We start from the raw sequence: 16,664 nt of genomic DNA, 5'->3' as shown, positions 1-16,664 counted from the left end.
CGGGATTTTTTTGCTTCATACAAAACCTGTGGGAGCGAGCCTGCTCGCGAATACGTCCGTTCAATCAGCAACGGTGTTGAATGAAAGATTGCATTCGCGAGCAGGCTCGCTCCCACATTTTTGTAGTTGCAGTCAGGGGCGGCGCTGGCGCATCAGGTGTTTGAAGCCTTCGAAGACCAGCACCACAACCGCCAGCCAGATCGGAATGTACGTCAGCCATTCCCCGGACTTGATGCTCTCACCGAGCAACAGCGCCACGCCGAGTAACAGCACCGGCTCAACATAACTCAACAAGCCAAACAGACTGAACGGCAGCAAACGGCTGGCAATGATGTACACCACCAACGCCGACGCGCTGATCAATCCAAGCAACGGAATCAGCCACATCAGCCCCGGATATTGATCGAACACGGCCATGCCTTGCTCGCCACCCTGCACGAACCAGTACGCGACCGGCAACATCAGGGTCATGTCGACCCACAATCCGCCAAGGTTGTCAGTCTTCAGGTATTTGCGCAGCACGAAGTACAGCGGGTAGCCAACCACGACCACCAGTGTCGCCCAGGAAAACCCGCCGACCTGATACAGCTCATTGAGCACGCCCAGGCTGGCGAAAAACACGGCGATTTTTTGCAGGTACGACAGGCTCTCGCCGTAGGCAATCCGCCCGGTCAGCACCATCGCCAGCGGCAGCAGGAAATAGCCTAGCGAGACGTCGAGGCTGTAGCCGTTGAGCGGCGCCCACATGAACAGCCACAGTTGCACACCGAGCAGGGCCGCCGAAACGATCAGGCCAGCAATCAATTTCGGTTTTGCCGCCATCAACCGAACCAGCTCCAGCACCCGCCGCCATTCCCCGGACACCAGCATGAACACGGTCATGCACGGAACGGTCAGCAGCATTCGCCAGCCAAAGATTTCCACGCCACTCAACGGCGTGAGCAACGAAGTGTAGTAATACATGACGGCAAACAGCACTGAGGCTGAAACCGATAGAGCGATACCTTTAGACAAACTGTCCTCGCGGGTTGGTGGTCAAACGGGGCGCGAAGGATACGTGGTTTTTGTGCTGAATATTGGCCGGGTGATCAATATTCCCCACATCCTGAAGATAATCACAAAACCTGTGGGAGCGAGCCTGCTCGCGAAAGCGCTGTGCCAGGCAACGCAGATGTTGAATGTGCCGGCCTCTTCGCGAGCAGGCTCGCTCCCACAATGGATTTGTGTTGCCCCCACAATCTGCTGACGCCACTGCTTGCTGGCTTGTGCGGCTTTCAGGACTGAAGCGGTTTACGCCCCGACACAAAATGGCTCACATCGTTGAACCCCGGCGTCGACGCATGCCCCGGCGTCACCAGCGAGTCGATAAACGCTTCATCGTCCGCCGTGATCTTCACGGCCTGCGCCTTGGTGTACGCATCCCATTGCTGCTCCGTCCGCGGGCCGACGATCGCCGACGTCACGGCACTGTTGTTCAATACCCAAGCGATCGCAAACTCCACAGTTCCGACGCCGCGCTGCTCGGTGTACTGCTGAATCTGCTGGGCAATGCGCAGCGATTCTACGCGCCACTCGGTTTCCAGAATGCGCTTGTCCTGACGCCCGGCGCGGCTGTTGGCGTCCGGTTGGACGTCCGGCGCGTACTAGCCACTGAGCACGCCACGGGCCAGCGGACTGTAAGGCACCACACCAAGGCCATAGCTTTGCGCTGCTGTGATCTGCTCGGTCTCGGCCTGACGATTGACGATGTTGTACAACGGCTGGCTGATCACCGGGCGGTCAACACCGAGTTTATCGGCGATACGAATCACCTCGGCGATCCGCCAGCCGCGATAGTTGGACAACCCCCAGTAGCGAATCTTGCCCTGACGGATCAGATCGCCAATCGCCGACACACTTACTTCAAGCGGCGTGTTGTGGTCTTCGCGGTGCAGGTAATAGATGTCGAGATAATCAGTGCCGAGCCGGGTCAGGCTGGCATCGATGCCATTGAAGATGTGTTTGCGGCTCAAACCGCTGCGATTCGGCACACCGTCCACCGGGCCGAAACCGACCTTGGTCGCCAGCACCCATTGATGCCGATGCCGGGCTATTGCTTCACCGACGATCTCTTCGGAACGGCCGTTGGTGTAGACGTCGGCGGTGTCGATGAAATTGATTCCCTGATCCCAGGCCTTGTCGATGATGCGCAGCGAATCCTCGGTGCTGGTCTGCTCGCCAAACATCATCGTGCCAAGGGTGAGGGTGGACACCTGCAACCCTGAGTGACCGAGTGTGCGATAGCTCATGCCGAAATCCTTTTGTCGGTGGGGAAGGGTTAATCAAATACCAGAAGCGCTGAAGCCGGCCAACCGTTTTGTCCAGAAAGTATTCTTTCAGAACTCCATCGGAACATGACCATTCGTCGTGACTGTCAGATCTGACAGTAGGCAGATAAGTGGCCGTTCAGGCCTGATCCTCAACGACAGCCTTGTTGAAAAAGGCCCTGTCTTTTCTTGAAATCAGGAGCGCTTTCATGAACACACAGTCTTTCGATGAGGTATTGCCCGAGGACGCCGAAGTAAGCCTCTACGCGCCGCAACTTCCGGACAGCAATACATCTGTGGCCGGTGCCGATTGCGGTATCGCCAAGGCGTTTTACGATCTGCGACCGAATGGCGCAACAGTCATTATCAACCCGGTTCTGGCGCAGCAGCCAAGGGATACGTTTTCAATCCACGTGAACGGCATTATGCGGGTCGACAGCCAGCAGTCCCAATCCACGGATGACGCAGTGACCCTGCATATTCCCAAAAACCTGCTGCGATCCGATCCGGGCTTCGTCAATGAGCTCACTTACACCGTCAAACGCACCACGGGCGCCGAAGAGACCTACGAGCCGCCATGGACGATCCTGTACAACGCCATCCGCCCCGGGATGGAGGACAAGAACGGCGATGAAGGACACTCCGAACTCGAGTTAGGACTGCCTCGGGATGTGCTGGAAGACGGTATCGATGCTGATCGAGCTGCACAGGGCGTGCAGGTCTGGTTCTCCTATCCCTATTGCCGGCCGTACGACCGGATTGTGCTCAACTGTAATGGCCATGATGTTGAGTGGGAGGTGCATCCGGACGAGGCCCCGGCGACACCGACCAGTACACCCACTCGCATTGGGCGTCTGTTGGAAAAAGCCGATCTGGAGGCGGCAGGTGATCATCCCCAGTTCTCTTTTACCTATACGGTGTTCGACCAGATTGGCAACGGTGCCGATTTGAATTCGCCGTGGTCGGCGGCGATCCGCGTTGTTGTCGATCTCAAGGGCACACGGATGGCCGCCCCCGATATTGCCGAAGACCCGGATGACCCGCACGACGCGCCGGATACCATTGACCTGAACAAACTGGGCAACAAGGATCTGACCATCCAGGTGCATGTCCTGGAACCTCTCTGGGCCACCAACGACACTGTCCGCGTGAAATACACCGCGACGCCAGGCAGTGGACCCGTTGTCGCACATACGGTGGAAGAGCAGGTCGGCAGGCTTCCTTTTGTGCACAGGTTGATGATTCCCAATGCCAAGGTCATTGGCGACAGCGTGATAGCTGCGCTGTATGAGCAAGTACGTGGGGGAGTCGTTATTGCAACATCGAAAGTTGCACGGGCACGAGTGATTGTGAAACCCGTTATTTTGGAAGTTAAGAACTCGTCCGGAGCGGACGTGCAGAACGGCGGCACGGTTTCGGATAATAAAGTGGTGTTGTCAGGTTCTGCGCTGGCGGGGATGGTGTTGCGGGTTTTTGATGGCGAGGCGTTTGTTGAGGAGATTCAAACCGGAGCGAACTATAAGTGGCAGAGCAAGTTGCTGCCGATTGCGGTGGGGCTGCACAGCTTTACGGTGAAGGAAAAAACCGGGAATCAATTTGAATCGGATCCATGGCGGTTTGAACGGTTGGCGTTGAGCATTGACCGGACGCAGATGAAGCTGGACGGTTTCTCGGTGAAGGTGCCGCAATGGCCGAAAACCGGGGAGGATTCGCTTGGTAATACGGGTGTTCGTGTACCGACGGGTGGGGTTCCGCCGTATGACTATGCGTCATCGGATCCGTTGACTGTGCCGGTGACTGCGACAGGTAAGGTGACAGGACTCAAGCAGGGTGTGGCGACGATATACATTACGGATCGGGAGGGTGAGACGGTCAGTTACCTAGTGGCTGTTACGAATGTTTATAGGTTGCAGATCAGCAATGAGAAGCTGTATGCGAATGCCGCTATTGACTGGATGAACACCCTGGGAGGTCAGCATGTTTATAACTCTATGTTTACACTAGATGTACTTCGGGTTTACGTGCCAGTTCTTCCGGAGACTATTACGACATGTCATACCAGCGGTAATTGGTATACCTATATGAGGCCAAACTTTAGCTTCTATGGCTACCAACCGGTGCAACTCTTAACGGCATGGTGTTTAACTCCGCTATAGGCTCAGCGGGTTTATTGATCGTTCCCATGCTCTGAGTGGAAATGCCTCAACGGACGCTCCGCGTTCGGCTCTGTATGGGACGCGGAGCGTCCCGGGCTGCATTCCCACGCGGGGGTGGAAACGATCAAAGTACGCAATGGGGAAAGTGATTTATCTGGCCAGCCCTGCGCAGCGTTGTTGCAGAAAACCCTGCAACACCCTGACCCGTTCCGACACCTGCACCCGATGCGGACACAGCAAATTGAACGGTGCACTTTCCCCGTCCCAATCATCAAACAACGTCACCAACTGCCCAGCGCGGACATCTTCGGCAATGTCGAGCCAGGCCTTGTACGCAATGCCATGCCCGACCAGCGCCCAGCGGCGGGCGACTTCGCCGTCATCGCTGAGGTAGTCGCCGTGTACTTCCACTTCCAGCGTTTCATCGCCGCGGCTGAAACGCCAGCTGTTGTAGGGGCGGCCATTGCGTAGATAGAGCAGGGCGCTGTGCTCGCTTAGTTCGCCGGGATGTTGCGGGCTGCCATGGCGCACCAGATAGTCAGGGCTGGCGCAGGCGACGCGGCGGTGTTGCGGCAGAATTGGCAACGCCACCAGCGTCGAATCGCTCGGCACGCCGAAGCGCAGCGCCACATCGACGGTTTCGCGAAACAGATCGGCATGCCGGTCATTGAGCAGCAGTTGCAGTTGAATATTCGGGTGCTCGCGCTTGAAATCGTCGAGCCATGGCAATAACACGTTACGCCCGAAGTCCGACGGCGCCGCCAGTTGCAACACACCGCTCAGGCCTTGGCTTTGCTGCTTGAGTGCCTGTTCGCCCTCGGCCAGGGCCGCCAGCGCCAGACGTACGCTTTGCAAATAGCAGCGACCTTCTTCGGTCAGACGAATGCTGCGTGTGGAGCGTGCGAACAACCGGATGCCGAGGCGGGTTTCCAGGCGTTTCAACGCGATACTGGCGGCTGCCGGCGTCAATTCGAGCGCACGGGCGGCAGCGGAAATGCTGCCGGCATCGGCGACACGGACGAAAATCTCCAGATCGAGAATTGAGCTCATTGCTAAAAATCCTTTAAAGATCTTTGTGCTTTTGCGGGATTTTTTGGTGATTGGCAAGGGTGGAGACTGCAATCAATCAACAATTGCAGGAGAGACGCATGAGCTGGACATTCGATCATCTGGCGTTCAATACCGCTGACGGGCAGACGTTGCAGGAAGATTTCGCCAAGTTGCTCGGGTTGAAGCCGGGCCGTCGGCCGCCGTTTCCGTTTCCCGGTCGCTGGCTGTATCAGGATGAACACGCCGTGGTGCATGTGATCGAGCGGCCGTTGCCGGATGACACTGAATTGAGCCACATCGCTTTTCGTACCGATGAGCCGGCGCAAACGGTGTTGCAGCGGGTGCGTGAGAGTGGCTTGCCATATCAACTGGCGCAGGTGCCGGGCGAGGGGATTGCGCAGATTTTCGTGCAGATGCCGGGTGGTCTGGTGATTGAGCTGGACGCATTAGAAGCCCCTCACCCTAACCCTCTCCCAGAGGGAGAGGGGACCGACCGAGGCGTTTGAACGAGGTACGCCGACGTGCAATACCGAGTCGAACTCAGGTCTTGAAAAGCACCAAAATCGCCTTCCTTTCCCCGAGTCGAACTCAGGTCTTGAAAAACCCGCAGATCGGCTCCCTTTCCCCCTCGCCCCCCTGGGGGAGAGGGCTGGGGTGAGGGGGCAAAGATCTCCAGAACACCACAAAAGCCCAGCCGAAACCCCAATAAAAAACGACCCTGAACAGGGCCGTTCTTCCATCCATCAAAACCTCAAGCGCGCAACGTCCGCGTCATACGCAACGCCAGCAAACTCCCACCGACAATCACCCCCGCCAGCAGATACAACGCCGCATCCGTCGAGCCGGTGCTGTCCTTGACCCAACCCACCAGATAAGGGCTAAGGAACCCAGCCATCTGCCCCATCGAGTTGATCAACGCCAGACCACCCGCCGCCGCACCGGCGCTCAACATGGCCGTCGGCACCGGCCAGAACATCGGCAGACCCGTCAACGCGCCCATGGTGGCAATGGTCAGACCGAGAATCGCAATCGCCGGGTTAGCCGCGAAGTTCACCGCAATCACCAGACCGATCGCGCCCATCAGCATCGGCACCACCAAGTGCCAGCGACGCTCCTTGCGCAAGTCCGCCGAACGCCCGACCACCAGCATGAACACCGCCGCCAGCAGATACGGAATCGCACTCAACCAACCGATCACCAGGTTATCGCTGAAGCCAAGGTTCTTGATAATCGACGGCAGCCAGAAGTTGATCGCGTACACGCCGCTCTGGATGCAGAAGTAGATCAGGCCGAACGCCCAGATCGCCGGGTTCTTGAACACCGCCAGCAGCGAGTCGGAGGTGGTTTTCGGTTTGTTGGCCAAATCTTCGGCCTGATCCGCCTCAAGCACCGCACGTTCGTGCGGGGTCAGCCACTTGGCGTTGGCGAAGCTGTCGCTCAGCAGGAAATAGGCGAGGGCGCCGAGGATGACGGTAGGAATGCCTTGCAGCAGAAACATCCACTGCCAGCCGGCCAGACCGCCCTGGCCCGCTGCGAAGTGATTGAGAATCCAGCCAGAGAACGGACTGCCGAGCAATCCGGAAACCGGGATCGCCGACATGAACAACGCCATGATCCGGCCACGGCGGAAGGTCGGGAACCACTGCGAGAGATACAGCACGACGCCCGGGAAGAACCCGGCTTCAGCCGCACCGGTGAACAGGCGCAGTGTGTAGAACTCGGTCGGGGTGGTGACGAACAGCAGGCAGGTCGACAGCGTGCCCCAAGTGATCATCATCACCGCGATCCAGCGCCGTGGGCCAAATTTGGTCAACGCAAGGTTGCTCGGCACGCCACACAGCACGTAGCCGATGAAGAAGATACCGGCACCGAGGCCGTACACGGTTTCGCTGAATTTCAGGGCGTCGAGCATCTGCAGTTTGGCAAATCCAACGTTGACCCGGTCGAGGTAGTTGAACAAGTAGCAGATGAAAATGAAGGGAATCAAACGCAGGGTGATGCGTTTGTAGACGGCGTTTTTACCGTCATCGATGGTCTGGGTAGCTGCGGCGCTCTGCGACATAGCGGCTCTCTCTTTATTATGATTTTTTGCGATGCAAAGGGTAACGTTGATCGCCCTGAGAGTCTCGGTCACCTTTGGCCGGATTGTCTTTGTGCCTGAGCACAGGGTTTGCCGCCAGACCCTGTGCGGGTGAACAACCGACCGCCGCGTTTTTCAAGGATCTTGCCCATCATGTTCGAACTCGATCACGACCTCGCCCAGGACATCGTCGACCGGGCCATGGCTATTTTGCCCTACAACGTCAATGTCATGGACAGCCAGGGGCTGATCCTCGGCAGCGGTGAACCGGAGCGCATCAACACCCGTCACGAAGGCGCGCAACTGGTGCTGGCCAACGGTCGCGTAGTCGAGATCGACGCGCAGACCGCTGTGCATTTGAAAGGCGTGCAGCCCGGGATCAACCTGCCGCTGTTGCTCGATCAACGCTTGATCGGTGTGCTCGGCATCACCGGTGAACCGGAGCAATTGCGCACTTACGCCGAACTGGTGCGCATGACCGCCGAAATGCTCGTCGGCCAGCGCAATCAACAGGCCGAGCAGCAATGGCGGCGCCAGCGTTGCGATGATCTGCTGGCGTTGCTGTTGAGCGAGGCGGGGGACTCGCCGCGTCTGGTCGATGAAGCGCAGCAACTTGGGCTCAAGCCGCAATTGACGCGAGTGCCGTATCTGTTCGAGCTGGGCCTTGAACATGGGCCGGGGCAAACCGTCGAGGCGTTGAGTGCCTGGCTGACGTCGCGTTATCCCGATAGCTGGTGCGTGAGTTCGGCGAAGTCATCGCTGTTGTGGTGCCGCCCGGCAAGTCAAAACGTCGAGCATGATCGCTTGCTGGAGAAACTCGACAGCCTCGGCTGGAAGATTCTGCGCATTGCCGTGGGCGGGCAGGCCGATGGACTCGCCGGGCTGCGCCGTTGTTATCGCCGCGTGGGCGACTTGCTCGCCTATGGTCGCGAAGTGTTGCCGCATTCGCGATTGCTGACGCTGAACCGCTATCGATTGCCAGTGATGTTATGGCGGCATCGTAACGATGATGCACTGGACGAGTTGCTCAAACCGCTGCGCAAGGTGATCGCCAAGGACGCCAACGGTCAGTTGCTGGCGACGCTGCGCAGTTGGTGCGAGCACGATGGCCAGAGTCAGGCCTGTGCCGATGCCTTGGGCATTCATCGCAACAGTTTGCGTTATCGGATGGAGCGGATTGCCGAGTTGAGTGGGGTTGATCCGCTGCGGCTCGATGGGATGCTGGCGCTTTATCTGGGGGTGCAGTTGCTGCCACAGACTGATCCGGGTTAATTGGGCGTCTTCAAAGACGCCATCGCGAGCAGGCTCACTCCTACATTTGCAATGCATTCCCCTGTAGGAGTGGGCCTGCTCGCGATGGCGACGGTACAGTTACCGCAGAGCCTTTTGTGAAAATGAACAATAAACGCCCCCGTCACTTGTGCAGCGGACAGGCGTCAAGGCGCAGGCCGACTGGCAGCATGAGGGGCATTGCAAACGGAGAATTCCCATGAAGATCGTCATCGCCCCCGACTCGTTCAAGGACAGCCTCAGTGCCCAAGGCGTCGCCGAAGCCATTGCCCTCGGCCTGGCCCAGGTCTGGCCGCAGGCAACGATGATCAAATGCCCGATGGCTGATGGCGGCGAAGGCACGGTCGAATCGATCCTCGCCGCTTGCGAAGGCGAACTGCGCCGCACCCGTGTTCGCGGCCCTTTGGGCACTCCCGTCGACGCCGCGTGGGGCTGGTTGCCGCATAACCACACGGCAATTATCGAAATGGCCGAGGCCAGTGGCTTGCAATTGGTACCGCTGGGGCAACGCGATGCCTGCATCAGCAGCACCTTCGGTACCGGCGAACTGATTCGTGCGGCGCTGGATGCCGGCGCGCAACGGGTGATTCTGGCGATCGGTGGCAGCGCGACCAATGACGGCGGCGCGGGGGCGGTGCAGGCGTTGGGCGTGAAGTTGCTCGATGCGCAAGGACAGACGTTGGTACCCGGCGGCTTGGCCTTGGCGCAACTGGCGCGTGTCGATCTGAGCGAACTCGACCCGCGACTGGCGCACGTGCGCTTCGATATTGCAGCGGACGTCAATAACCCACTCTGCGGTCCGCACGGCGCTTCCGTAATTTTCGGCCCGCAGAAAGGTGCCTCACCGGCGCAAGTGCAGCAACTCGATCAGGCCTTGGGGCACTTCGCCGAACTGTGCGCGCAGGCCCTGGGCAAAGACGTTCGTGACGAGCCGGGCAGCGGCGCGGCAGGTGGTCTGGGGTTTGCCGCCAAGGCATTCCTCGGTGCGCAATTTCAAGCCGGGGTTGAAGTGGTTGCCGAACTCGTCGGCCTCGCCGAAGCGGTCAAAGGTGCCGATTTGGTGATCACCGGGGAAGGGCGCTTCGATGCGCAGACCTTGCGCGGCAAGACGCCGTTCGGTGTCGCACGGATTGCCAAACAGCACGCCGTGCCGGTGATCGTCATCGCCGGAACGTTGGGCGAGGGTTACCAGGAACTCTACGATCACGGCATCGATGCAGCATTCGCCGTGACCAGCGGCCCGATGACGCTAGAGCAGGCCTGCGCCGAAGCACCGCGCCTGTTGCGCGAACGCGCGACGGACATCGCCCGTGTCTGGCAGCTTGCCGCGAAATCCTGAGCAAATCCTGTAGGAGCTGCCGAAGGCTGCGATCTTTTGATTTTGCTTTTAAAAGCTCAGATCAAAAGATCGTCCGATCGCGGCCCGAGCCATCGGCAGCTCCTACACAAAGAGATTAACGGTGTTTCATTGCTGTAACACTCGGAAAAATAGTTGCGATTGACCCGCAATCTTCCTAAAGCCTGGCCGATACAGCTAACAGGCGCGCACATAACTTCCTAAAACAGTGACGCCAGACTGAGCCCGCCCCCCTCGGGCCAGTGATGACGCATGGACGCTCGTAGTTTCTATCTTTCGAGAGCTCAACTATGTCCCTGCGTAACCTGAATATCGCGCCTCGTGCCTTCCTCGGTTTTGCCTTTATCGCCTTGTTGGTGATCGTGCTCGGCGTGTTCGCCGTCAACCGCATGAGCACTATCCGTCAAGCCTCGATCGACATGGAGACCAACCAACTGCCCAGCGTGACGTACCTTGGCGTGGTGACGGAAAACGTTCTACGTCTGCGGATTCTGTCGTTCCGGATTCTGGTCAACCGCGACCCTGCCGGTCTGCAAGAGGCGCAAACACGCATTGGCGTGCTGGTAGACAAGGTACGCAGTGCTCAGGCGAGTTACGCTGCGCTACCTGCCGAGGCCGATGAACGTGCCTTGTATCAGGCTTTCGCGACGACGCTCGACAACTACCTGCAAGCGCAAAACCAGATGATGGAGCTGTCGCGTCAGGACAAGGTCGATGAGATGCGCACGCTCATCAACACGCGGATCAAGGACGGCACCGACCAGATGGGCGAACAGCTCAACAAGCTGATTGCAATCAACGCCGCAGGTGCGAAAGTTGCCTCGACTCAGGCGGGTGAGCATTACGACAGCGCCATTACCGGTATCGTCATTGTTGCCGTGATTGCGGCGTTGGCGACGGTGTTGTTGGCACTGCTGCTGACCCGCAGCATCGTCACCCCGCTGAACCGCGCCGTACTGGCGGCGCAAACCATCGCCGACGGTAACCTCACCAAAACCATCGAAGTCGACGGCAAAGACGAAGCGACGCAGTTGCTGCAGGCGCTCGCCACCATGCAGAGCAACCTGCGCAAAACCATCGAACAGATCGCCGGCTCCGCCACGCAACTGGGCGCCGCTGCCGAAGAGCTCAGCGCGGTGACCGAAGAAGCCTCCCGTGGCCTGCAGCAGCAGAACAACGAAATCGAGCAAGCCGCCACCGCCGTCAACGAGATGACCGCCGCTGTCGAAGAAGTGGCGCGCAACGCCGTGTCGACCTCCGAAGCCTCGAACCAGTCGACTCATGCCGCTCGCGAAGGTCGCGACCAAGTGGTGAAAACCGTCGACGCCATCCAGACCATGACCCACGACGTGCAGAACACCGCGCAGATGATCGAAGGCCTCGCCGCGCAGGGTCGTGACATCGGCAAAGTGCTTGACGTGATCCGTGCCATCGCCGAACAGACCAACCTGCTGGCGCTCAACGCAGCGATCGAAGCCGCCCGCGCCGGTGAGGCCGGGCGCGGTTTTGCCGTGGTTGCAGACGAAGTGCGCGCGCTGGCTCATCGCACTGCGCAATCGACCCAGGAAATCGAAAAAATGGTCGCCGGCATCCAGAACGGTACCGGCGAAGCCGTTTCGTCGATGCAACAAAGCAATCAGCGCACCCAGACCACCCTGGAAATGGCCCGCGCCGCTGGGGTTGCGCTGGAGCAGATCACCCAGTCGATCCATCAGATCAACGAACGCAATCTGGTGATCGCCAGCGCCTCGGAAGAGCAGGCGCAGGTCTCGCGTGAAGTCGACCGCAACCTGGTCAACATCCGCGATCTGGCCACGCAATCGGCCGCCGGGGCCAACCAGACCAGCGCCGCGACCCACGAACTGTCGCGTCTGGCGGTGGATTTGAATGCCATGGTGGCGCGTTTCGTGATTTGAGATACGGTGAAGGCTGGAGACCGCGCAATCAGGAGACGTACATGCGCTATTCAGCCTTGACCCAACGAATCGCCGGGGAGGGAGCCGCTGCCTGGCAGATTCACGACCGAGCGCTGGAGCTGCGCGCCGAGGGTGTCGATATCCTGCTGCTGAGCGTGGGCGACCCGGATTTCGATACACCGCTGCCGATTGTCCACGGCGCGATCGACAGCTTGCTGGCGGGTGATACCCATTACTCCGAAGTGCGTGGCCGTTTGGCACTGCGCAAGCTGATTGCCGAACGCCATCGTCGGCGCAGCGGGCAAGCGGTGGATGCCGACCACGTAATCATCATGCCCGGCGCGCAATGCGCGGTGTATTCGGTGGCGCAATGTCTGCTCGATCCCGGCGATGAAGTGATCGTCGCCGAACCCATGTACGTCACCTACGAAGGCGTGTTTGGCGCGTGTGGCGCGACGGTGGTGCCGGTGCCGGTGCGCCCGGAAAATGGTTTTCGTGTCGATCCGGTCGACGTCGCCGCGCGCATCACCCCGAAAACCCGCGCCATGCTGCTCAACAGTCCAAACAACCCCAGCGGCGCGAGCCTGTCACTGCTGATCTGGCAGGAACTGGCGGCGCTGTGCATCCGCCATGACTTGTGGCTGATCAGCGACGAGGTCTATAGCGATTTGCTTTACGAAGGTCAGCACGTCAGTCCGGCGAGTTTGCCGGGCATGGCCGAACGCACGGCGACGATCAACAGCCTGTCGAAATCCCACGCCATGACCGGCTGGCGTATCGGCTGGATGATCGGGCCGAAATCGCTGGCCGAGCATTTGGTCAATTTGTCGCTGAGCATGTTGTTCGGGTTGCCGGACTTTGTGCAGAAAGCCGCGCAGATTGCGCTGGAGTCGGATCTGCCGGAAGTGACGCAGATGCGCGAGGAATATCGTCTGCGCCGGGACCTGGTCTGCGAGCGTTTGAATGGTTGTCCGGGGCTGTACCCGATTCGTCCTGATGGAGGCATGTTTGTGATGGTCGATGTGCGCCAGACTGGGCTGGATGCCCAGGCATTTGCCGAGCAGTTGCTGGAGGGCTATGGCGTGTCAGTGTTGGCCGGGGAGGCGTTCGGGCCGAGTGCGGCGGGGCATATTCGGATCGGGCTGGTGCTGGACCGGGTGAAACTGGCGGATGCCTGTGCGCGGATTGCATTGTGTGCGGCGCAGCTTTTACAGGCGCGCAGTGCGTGAAAGATCGCAGCTACCCGTAACGCTTGCGTGGTCATGCATTGCGAAAGCGGGAGCTGCCGAAGGCTGCGATCTTTTAGTCTTGATTCTCTGTGTGGTACTCCGGTATCAGGCACTCCGCGCTTCGGCCAGCGTGCCGTAATCCGTGTAACCCTGAGCGCTGCCGCCAAAGTAAGTGCTGCGATCCGCCTCATTCATCGGCGCGCCGGCCTTGAGCCGTGCGGCAAAATCCGGGTTAGCCAAAATAAACTGACCATAAGCTTCGAGATCGGCCAGCCCCGCAGCGACATCGGTGCCGATCTGATCGCGGGTACGTCCGGGCCGATTCAGAATCAGAGCGTGTTTCCAGAGCTTGCGAATGTCGAGCAGCAGCGGCTCGTTGCCTTGATCCATGATATGGAGATAGGCCAGTCCCAACGCATTGAGTTCGGCGACCAGATGGCGATAAAGATCCGGCCCATCTTCGCCCTCGTCGATGCCCCATAGTTTGATCCCGGGTGACAGGCGAATCGCCGTTCGATCGGCGCCGATTTCCTCCGCAACAGCCGCCGCGACCTCGATGGCAAATCGTGCGCGATTCTCGATCGAGCCGCCGTATTCATCGTTTCGCTCGTTCGCGCTCGGGGCAAAGAACTGCTGTACCAGGTAGGCGTTCGCGCCGTGGATTTCCACACCGTCCGCGCCAGCTTCGATGGCGCGGCGCGCAGCAAAACGAAAGTCGGCAACGGTCTGGTGCACTTCTTCAGTGGTCAGTGCACGCGGTTGCGGAATGTCTTGCATGCCCTTGAGCGTGAACATCGGCGTATTCGGAGCGATCGCGGAGGGGGCGACACCTTGGCGATGATGCGCAGTGTTGTCCGGATGAGACATGCGCCCAGCGTGCATCAGTTGAATAAACAGTGTGCCGCCCTTGTCATGTACCGCCGTGGATACATTCTTCCAGCCAGCAACATGCGCATCGGTATAGATGCCCGGAGTCGTGAGATAACCCTGGCCATCATCAGAAGGCTGAGTGCCTTCAGTCACAATCAAGCCTACAGAAGCACGCTGCGCATAGTACTCAGCGGCCAATGCGCCCGGTGTGCCATCGGGTTCTGCGCGACTGCGGGTCATCGGTGCCATGACCAGACGGTTGTTCAGGTTAGCGCGGCCAATACGTACGGAAGTAAACAGCTGGCTCATGGTGGATCCTCGCAGTGAGTAAAAAAGACTGAAAGAATCATCGCCGGCTTTGAATTTGGGATAAAGATGGTACTTTGGAATTTATTAATCCATAAGTGGCGCAATCAGCATGGAGCTTTTAAACGACATGGCCTTGTTCGTTGAGGTCGTCAGAGCCCGCAGTTTTCGTCGGGCCGCCGAAAACATGGGCATGCCGGGCTCGACGCTTTCACGCCGGATCAGCAGTCTGGAGAAGGCGATTGGCCTGAGGCTGCTGCACCGCACCACGCGAAAAATTGAAACCACCGAGGCTGGTCAGGTGTATTTCGAGCGCTGCCAGCGCATTGTCGACGAGGCGCGCCTGGCCCATGAACAACTGGGCGAGATGTTGGCCCAGCCCAGTGGCCTGCTGCGTGTTTCGATGCCAGTGGATTTCGCCAATATTTATTTGGCCCCACTGATCGCCGAGTTCGCCGGCCATTTTCCCGGTATCGACTTCGAATTCGACCTCTCCCCGAGACGTGTTGATCTGGTGGCCGAACCCGTGGATGTCGCCATTCGAATGGGGGAGCCGCCTGACTCCACCTTCATCGCTCGTCCACTGGCGCGACTGCCGCGTTACGTCTACGCCTCACCGGGTTATCTGGCGCTGTTCGGCGAGCCGAAAACCCCGGCTGAACTGACACAGCATCAGTGTTTGCGCTTGAGTTCCGCGAAGACAGACACCTGGTCGTTGCACCGAGCGGAAGAAATGGTCGACGTCAGTGTGGGCGGACGTTTTGTGCTCAACAGCGTGGGTATGCTCAGGCGTCTGGCGGGACTTGATCTGGGTATCGTCATCATGGAGAGGGAGATTGTTGCTGACGACCTGGCAAGCGGTCGCTTGCGTCAGATATTGCTGGAGTGGCAGGCCAGCGCAGTGCCGGTTTACGCAATAACCGAGACGCGCCTGTTACCGGCAAAGACGCAACGATTTATCGAGTTTCTGCGCGAGCGAATGGGACCATCCCGTTGAAACGCTATTACCTGCACTGATTCTGGGACTGGCAAACCAGCTCCCACCATGATTTCGGATGGATGTTTATCCTCAACCCTGTGAGAGCCAGTCTGTCAGTCATGAGGCCAGACCAGCCACGGAAAATCTCAGCCCTGCCAAGCCGATGGATTCACCAGATTCGCCGGTTTCTCGCCATTCAACGCTGCCAACAGATTCTCCACCGCACAGCGCGCCATCGCCTCACGCGTTTCATGCGTCGCCGAACCCATGTGCGGTGTTGCCACCACATTATTGAGCTGCAACAACGGCGAATCGTGATTCAGTGGCTCACGCTCGAACACATCCAGTCCTGCGGCACGAATCCGTTGATGACGCAGTGCATCAATCATCGCCGCCTCATCCACCACCTTGCCCCGCGAGATATTGATGAAGATGCTTTCCGGGCGCATCAGCGCAAACTGCTCAGCGCCAATCAACTTTTCGGTCTGCGCTGTCAGCGGCAAGGTCAGGCAAATGAAGTCAGCTTGTTTCAGCAGATCCTCAAGGCTGCGGTATTGCGCATCGAATCGCGCCTCGACCGCCGGTTTGCGCGACTGACTGTGATAGATCACCGGCATGCCGAATCCGAAATGCCCTCGCTGCGCCAGCGCTTCGCCGATGCGGCCCATGCCGATAATCCCCAACGTCTTGCCATGCACGTCGGTGCCGAAATGCGCCGGGCCGATATTGCGGCTCCATTGGCCGCTGCGCACCATGTTCGCCAGTTCCACCACACGCCGGGCGGCGGCGAGGATCAGGGCGAAACCGGTGTCGGCGGTGGTTTCGGTGAGCACGTCCGGGGTGTTGCTCAGGAGGATCTTGCGCCGGCTCAGGTAATCGATGTCGTAGTTATCGACGCCGACTGAGACGCTGGCGATGGCTTCGAGTTGTGGTGCCAGATCAAGCAACGCCGCATCGAGTTTCAGGCTGGCGCCGAGTAAACCGTGGGCGCGGGGCAGGGCATCACGCAGTTGCATGAGGCCGTCGGCGTCGATGCTGTTGATCAGCGTCACTTCGCACTGTTGCTGCAGACGCGCCATCAGCGCGGGTGAAAGTTTCTTGTACAACACGACCTGTTTTTTCATG

At 59.1% G+C, this 16,664-nt stretch carries 12 protein-coding genes and 1 pseudogene; 7 read left to right on the top strand and 6 right to left on the bottom strand.

What is annotated here, in order from left to right:
- Nucleotides 1–132: 132 nt before the first annotated feature.
- Together rarD and H8F23_RS00475 are read right to left on the bottom strand one after the other, a co-directional pair.
- A complete protein-coding gene (gene rarD / locus H8F23_RS00480) occupies nt 133–1,014 on the bottom strand; it encodes an EamA family transporter RarD (RefSeq protein ID WP_150692331.1) in 882 nt (293 codons plus the stop codon).
- Nucleotides 1,015–1,274: 260 nt separating this feature from the next.
- A pseudogene (locus H8F23_RS00475) lies at nt 1,275–2,288 on the bottom strand (aldo/keto reductase).
- Nucleotides 2,289–2,515: 227 nt separating this feature from the next.
- Between H8F23_RS00475 and H8F23_RS00470 the strand changes: the two are divergent.
- Complete coding sequence (locus H8F23_RS00470) at nt 2,516–4,462, top strand: hypothetical protein (protein ID WP_194933028.1); 1,947 nt, start codon at nt 2,516–2,518, stop codon at nt 4,460–4,462.
- Nucleotides 4,463–4,612: 150 nt separating this feature from the next.
- Here the strand turns inward: H8F23_RS00470 and H8F23_RS00465 are convergent, their stop codons facing one another.
- Nucleotides 4,613–5,512 (bottom strand): LysR family transcriptional regulator, encoded by a 900-nt coding sequence (locus H8F23_RS00465; RefSeq protein ID WP_194933027.1) that lies wholly within the window; start codon nt 5,510–5,512, stop codon nt 4,613–4,615.
- A 98-nt stretch (nt 5,513–5,610) separates the two neighbouring features.
- Here H8F23_RS00465 and H8F23_RS00460 point away from each other — a divergent pair, with 98 nt between their 5' ends.
- Nucleotides 5,611–6,018 carry a VOC family protein gene (locus tag H8F23_RS00460; protein WP_194933026.1) on the top strand — a complete coding sequence of 136 codons (408 nt, stop codon included), beginning with the start codon at nt 5,611–5,613 and terminating at the stop codon, nt 6,016–6,018.
- A 245-nt stretch (nt 6,019–6,263) separates the two neighbouring features.
- Here H8F23_RS00460 and H8F23_RS00455 read toward each other — a convergent pair whose 3' ends face one another.
- Nucleotides 6,264–7,574 carry an MFS transporter gene (locus tag H8F23_RS00455; protein WP_194933025.1) on the bottom strand — a complete coding sequence of 437 codons (1,311 nt, stop codon included), beginning with the start codon at nt 7,572–7,574 and terminating at the stop codon, nt 6,264–6,266.
- Between the two features lie 171 nt (nt 7,575–7,745).
- Between H8F23_RS00455 and H8F23_RS00450 the strand changes: the two genes are divergently transcribed.
- From H8F23_RS00450 to H8F23_RS00435, 4 genes are all read left to right on the top strand, one after another.
- Nucleotides 7,746–8,864: a sugar diacid recognition domain-containing protein gene (locus H8F23_RS00450; protein ID WP_186621439.1), complete on the top strand. Its 1,119-nt coding sequence runs from the start codon at nt 7,746–7,748 to the stop codon at nt 8,862–8,864.
- A 217-nt stretch (nt 8,865–9,081) separates the two neighbouring features.
- Nucleotides 9,082–10,221: a glycerate kinase gene (locus tag H8F23_RS00445; protein WP_194933024.1), complete on the top strand. Its 1,140-nt coding sequence runs from the start codon at nt 9,082–9,084 to the stop codon at nt 10,219–10,221.
- Between the two features lie 308 nt (nt 10,222–10,529).
- Nucleotides 10,530–12,155, top strand: a complete 1,626-nt coding sequence (locus tag H8F23_RS00440) for a methyl-accepting chemotaxis protein (RefSeq protein WP_194933023.1) — start codon at nt 10,530–10,532, stop codon at nt 12,153–12,155.
- 41 nt (nt 12,156–12,196) lie between these two features.
- Complete coding sequence (locus H8F23_RS00435) at nt 12,197–13,384, top strand: pyridoxal phosphate-dependent aminotransferase (RefSeq protein ID WP_194933022.1); 1,188 nt, start codon at nt 12,197–12,199, stop codon at nt 13,382–13,384.
- Nucleotides 13,385–13,489: 105 nt separating this feature from the next.
- On the opposite strand, the gene H8F23_RS00430 is transcribed toward H8F23_RS00435, so the two are convergent.
- Nucleotides 13,490–14,563, bottom strand: a complete 1,074-nt coding sequence (locus H8F23_RS00430) for an alkene reductase (protein ID WP_194933021.1) — start codon at nt 14,561–14,563, stop codon at nt 13,490–13,492.
- Nucleotides 14,564–14,672: 109 nt separating this feature from the next.
- Between H8F23_RS00430 and H8F23_RS00425 the strand changes: the two genes are divergently transcribed.
- The gene (locus H8F23_RS00425; RefSeq protein WP_194933020.1) at nt 14,673–15,557 is read left to right on the top strand and encodes a LysR family transcriptional regulator; all 885 of its coding nucleotides are present in this window, start codon (nt 14,673–14,675) and stop codon (nt 15,555–15,557) included.
- A 128-nt stretch (nt 15,558–15,685) separates the two neighbouring features.
- Here the strand turns inward: H8F23_RS00425 and H8F23_RS00420 are convergent, their stop codons facing one another.
- The gene (locus H8F23_RS00420; RefSeq protein WP_194933019.1) at nt 15,686–16,663 is read right to left on the bottom strand and encodes a 2-hydroxyacid dehydrogenase; all 978 of its coding nucleotides are present in this window, start codon (nt 16,661–16,663) and stop codon (nt 15,686–15,688) included.
- Between the last annotated feature and the right edge of the window lies 1 nt (nt 16,664).

The organism is Pseudomonas neuropathica (assembly GCF_015461835.1).
In the GTDB taxonomy this organism is placed as follows: Bacteria; Pseudomonadota; Gammaproteobacteria; order Pseudomonadales; family Pseudomonadaceae; genus Aquipseudomonas; species Aquipseudomonas neuropathica.
The sequence above is the reverse complement of the archived record's forward strand: the minus strand, read 5'-3'. Positions and strand labels throughout refer to the sequence as shown.

Excerpts from the sequence above, each read along its gene's own strand:
- H8F23_RS00425 (WP_194933020.1), top strand. The coding sequence starts at position 14,673 with ATGGAGCTTTTAAACGACATGGCCTTGTTCGTTGAGGTCGTCAGAGCC.
- H8F23_RS00420 (WP_194933019.1), bottom strand. The coding sequence starts at position 16,663 with ATGAAAAAACAGGTCGTGTTGTACAAGAAACTTTCACCCGCGCTGATG.
- H8F23_RS00455 (WP_194933025.1), bottom strand. The coding sequence starts at position 7,574 with ATGTCGCAGAGCGCCGCAGCTACCCAGACCATCGATGACGGTAAAAAC.
- H8F23_RS00445 (WP_194933024.1), top strand. The coding sequence starts at position 9,082 with ATGAAGATCGTCATCGCCCCCGACTCGTTCAAGGACAGCCTCAGTGCC.
- H8F23_RS00465 (WP_194933027.1), bottom strand. The coding sequence starts at position 5,512 with ATGAGCTCAATTCTCGATCTGGAGATTTTCGTCCGTGTCGCCGATGCC.
- H8F23_RS00435 (WP_194933022.1), top strand. The coding sequence starts at position 12,197 with ATGCGCTATTCAGCCTTGACCCAACGAATCGCCGGGGAGGGAGCCGCT.
- H8F23_RS00430 (WP_194933021.1), bottom strand. The coding sequence starts at position 14,563 with ATGAGCCAGCTGTTTACTTCCGTACGTATTGGCCGCGCTAACCTGAAC.
- H8F23_RS00460 (WP_194933026.1), top strand. The coding sequence starts at position 5,611 with ATGAGCTGGACATTCGATCATCTGGCGTTCAATACCGCTGACGGGCAG.
- H8F23_RS00470 (WP_194933028.1), top strand. The coding sequence starts at position 2,516 with ATGAACACACAGTCTTTCGATGAGGTATTGCCCGAGGACGCCGAAGTA.
- H8F23_RS00440 (WP_194933023.1), top strand. The coding sequence starts at position 10,530 with ATGTCCCTGCGTAACCTGAATATCGCGCCTCGTGCCTTCCTCGGTTTT.
- H8F23_RS00450 (WP_186621439.1), top strand. The coding sequence starts at position 7,746 with ATGTTCGAACTCGATCACGACCTCGCCCAGGACATCGTCGACCGGGCC.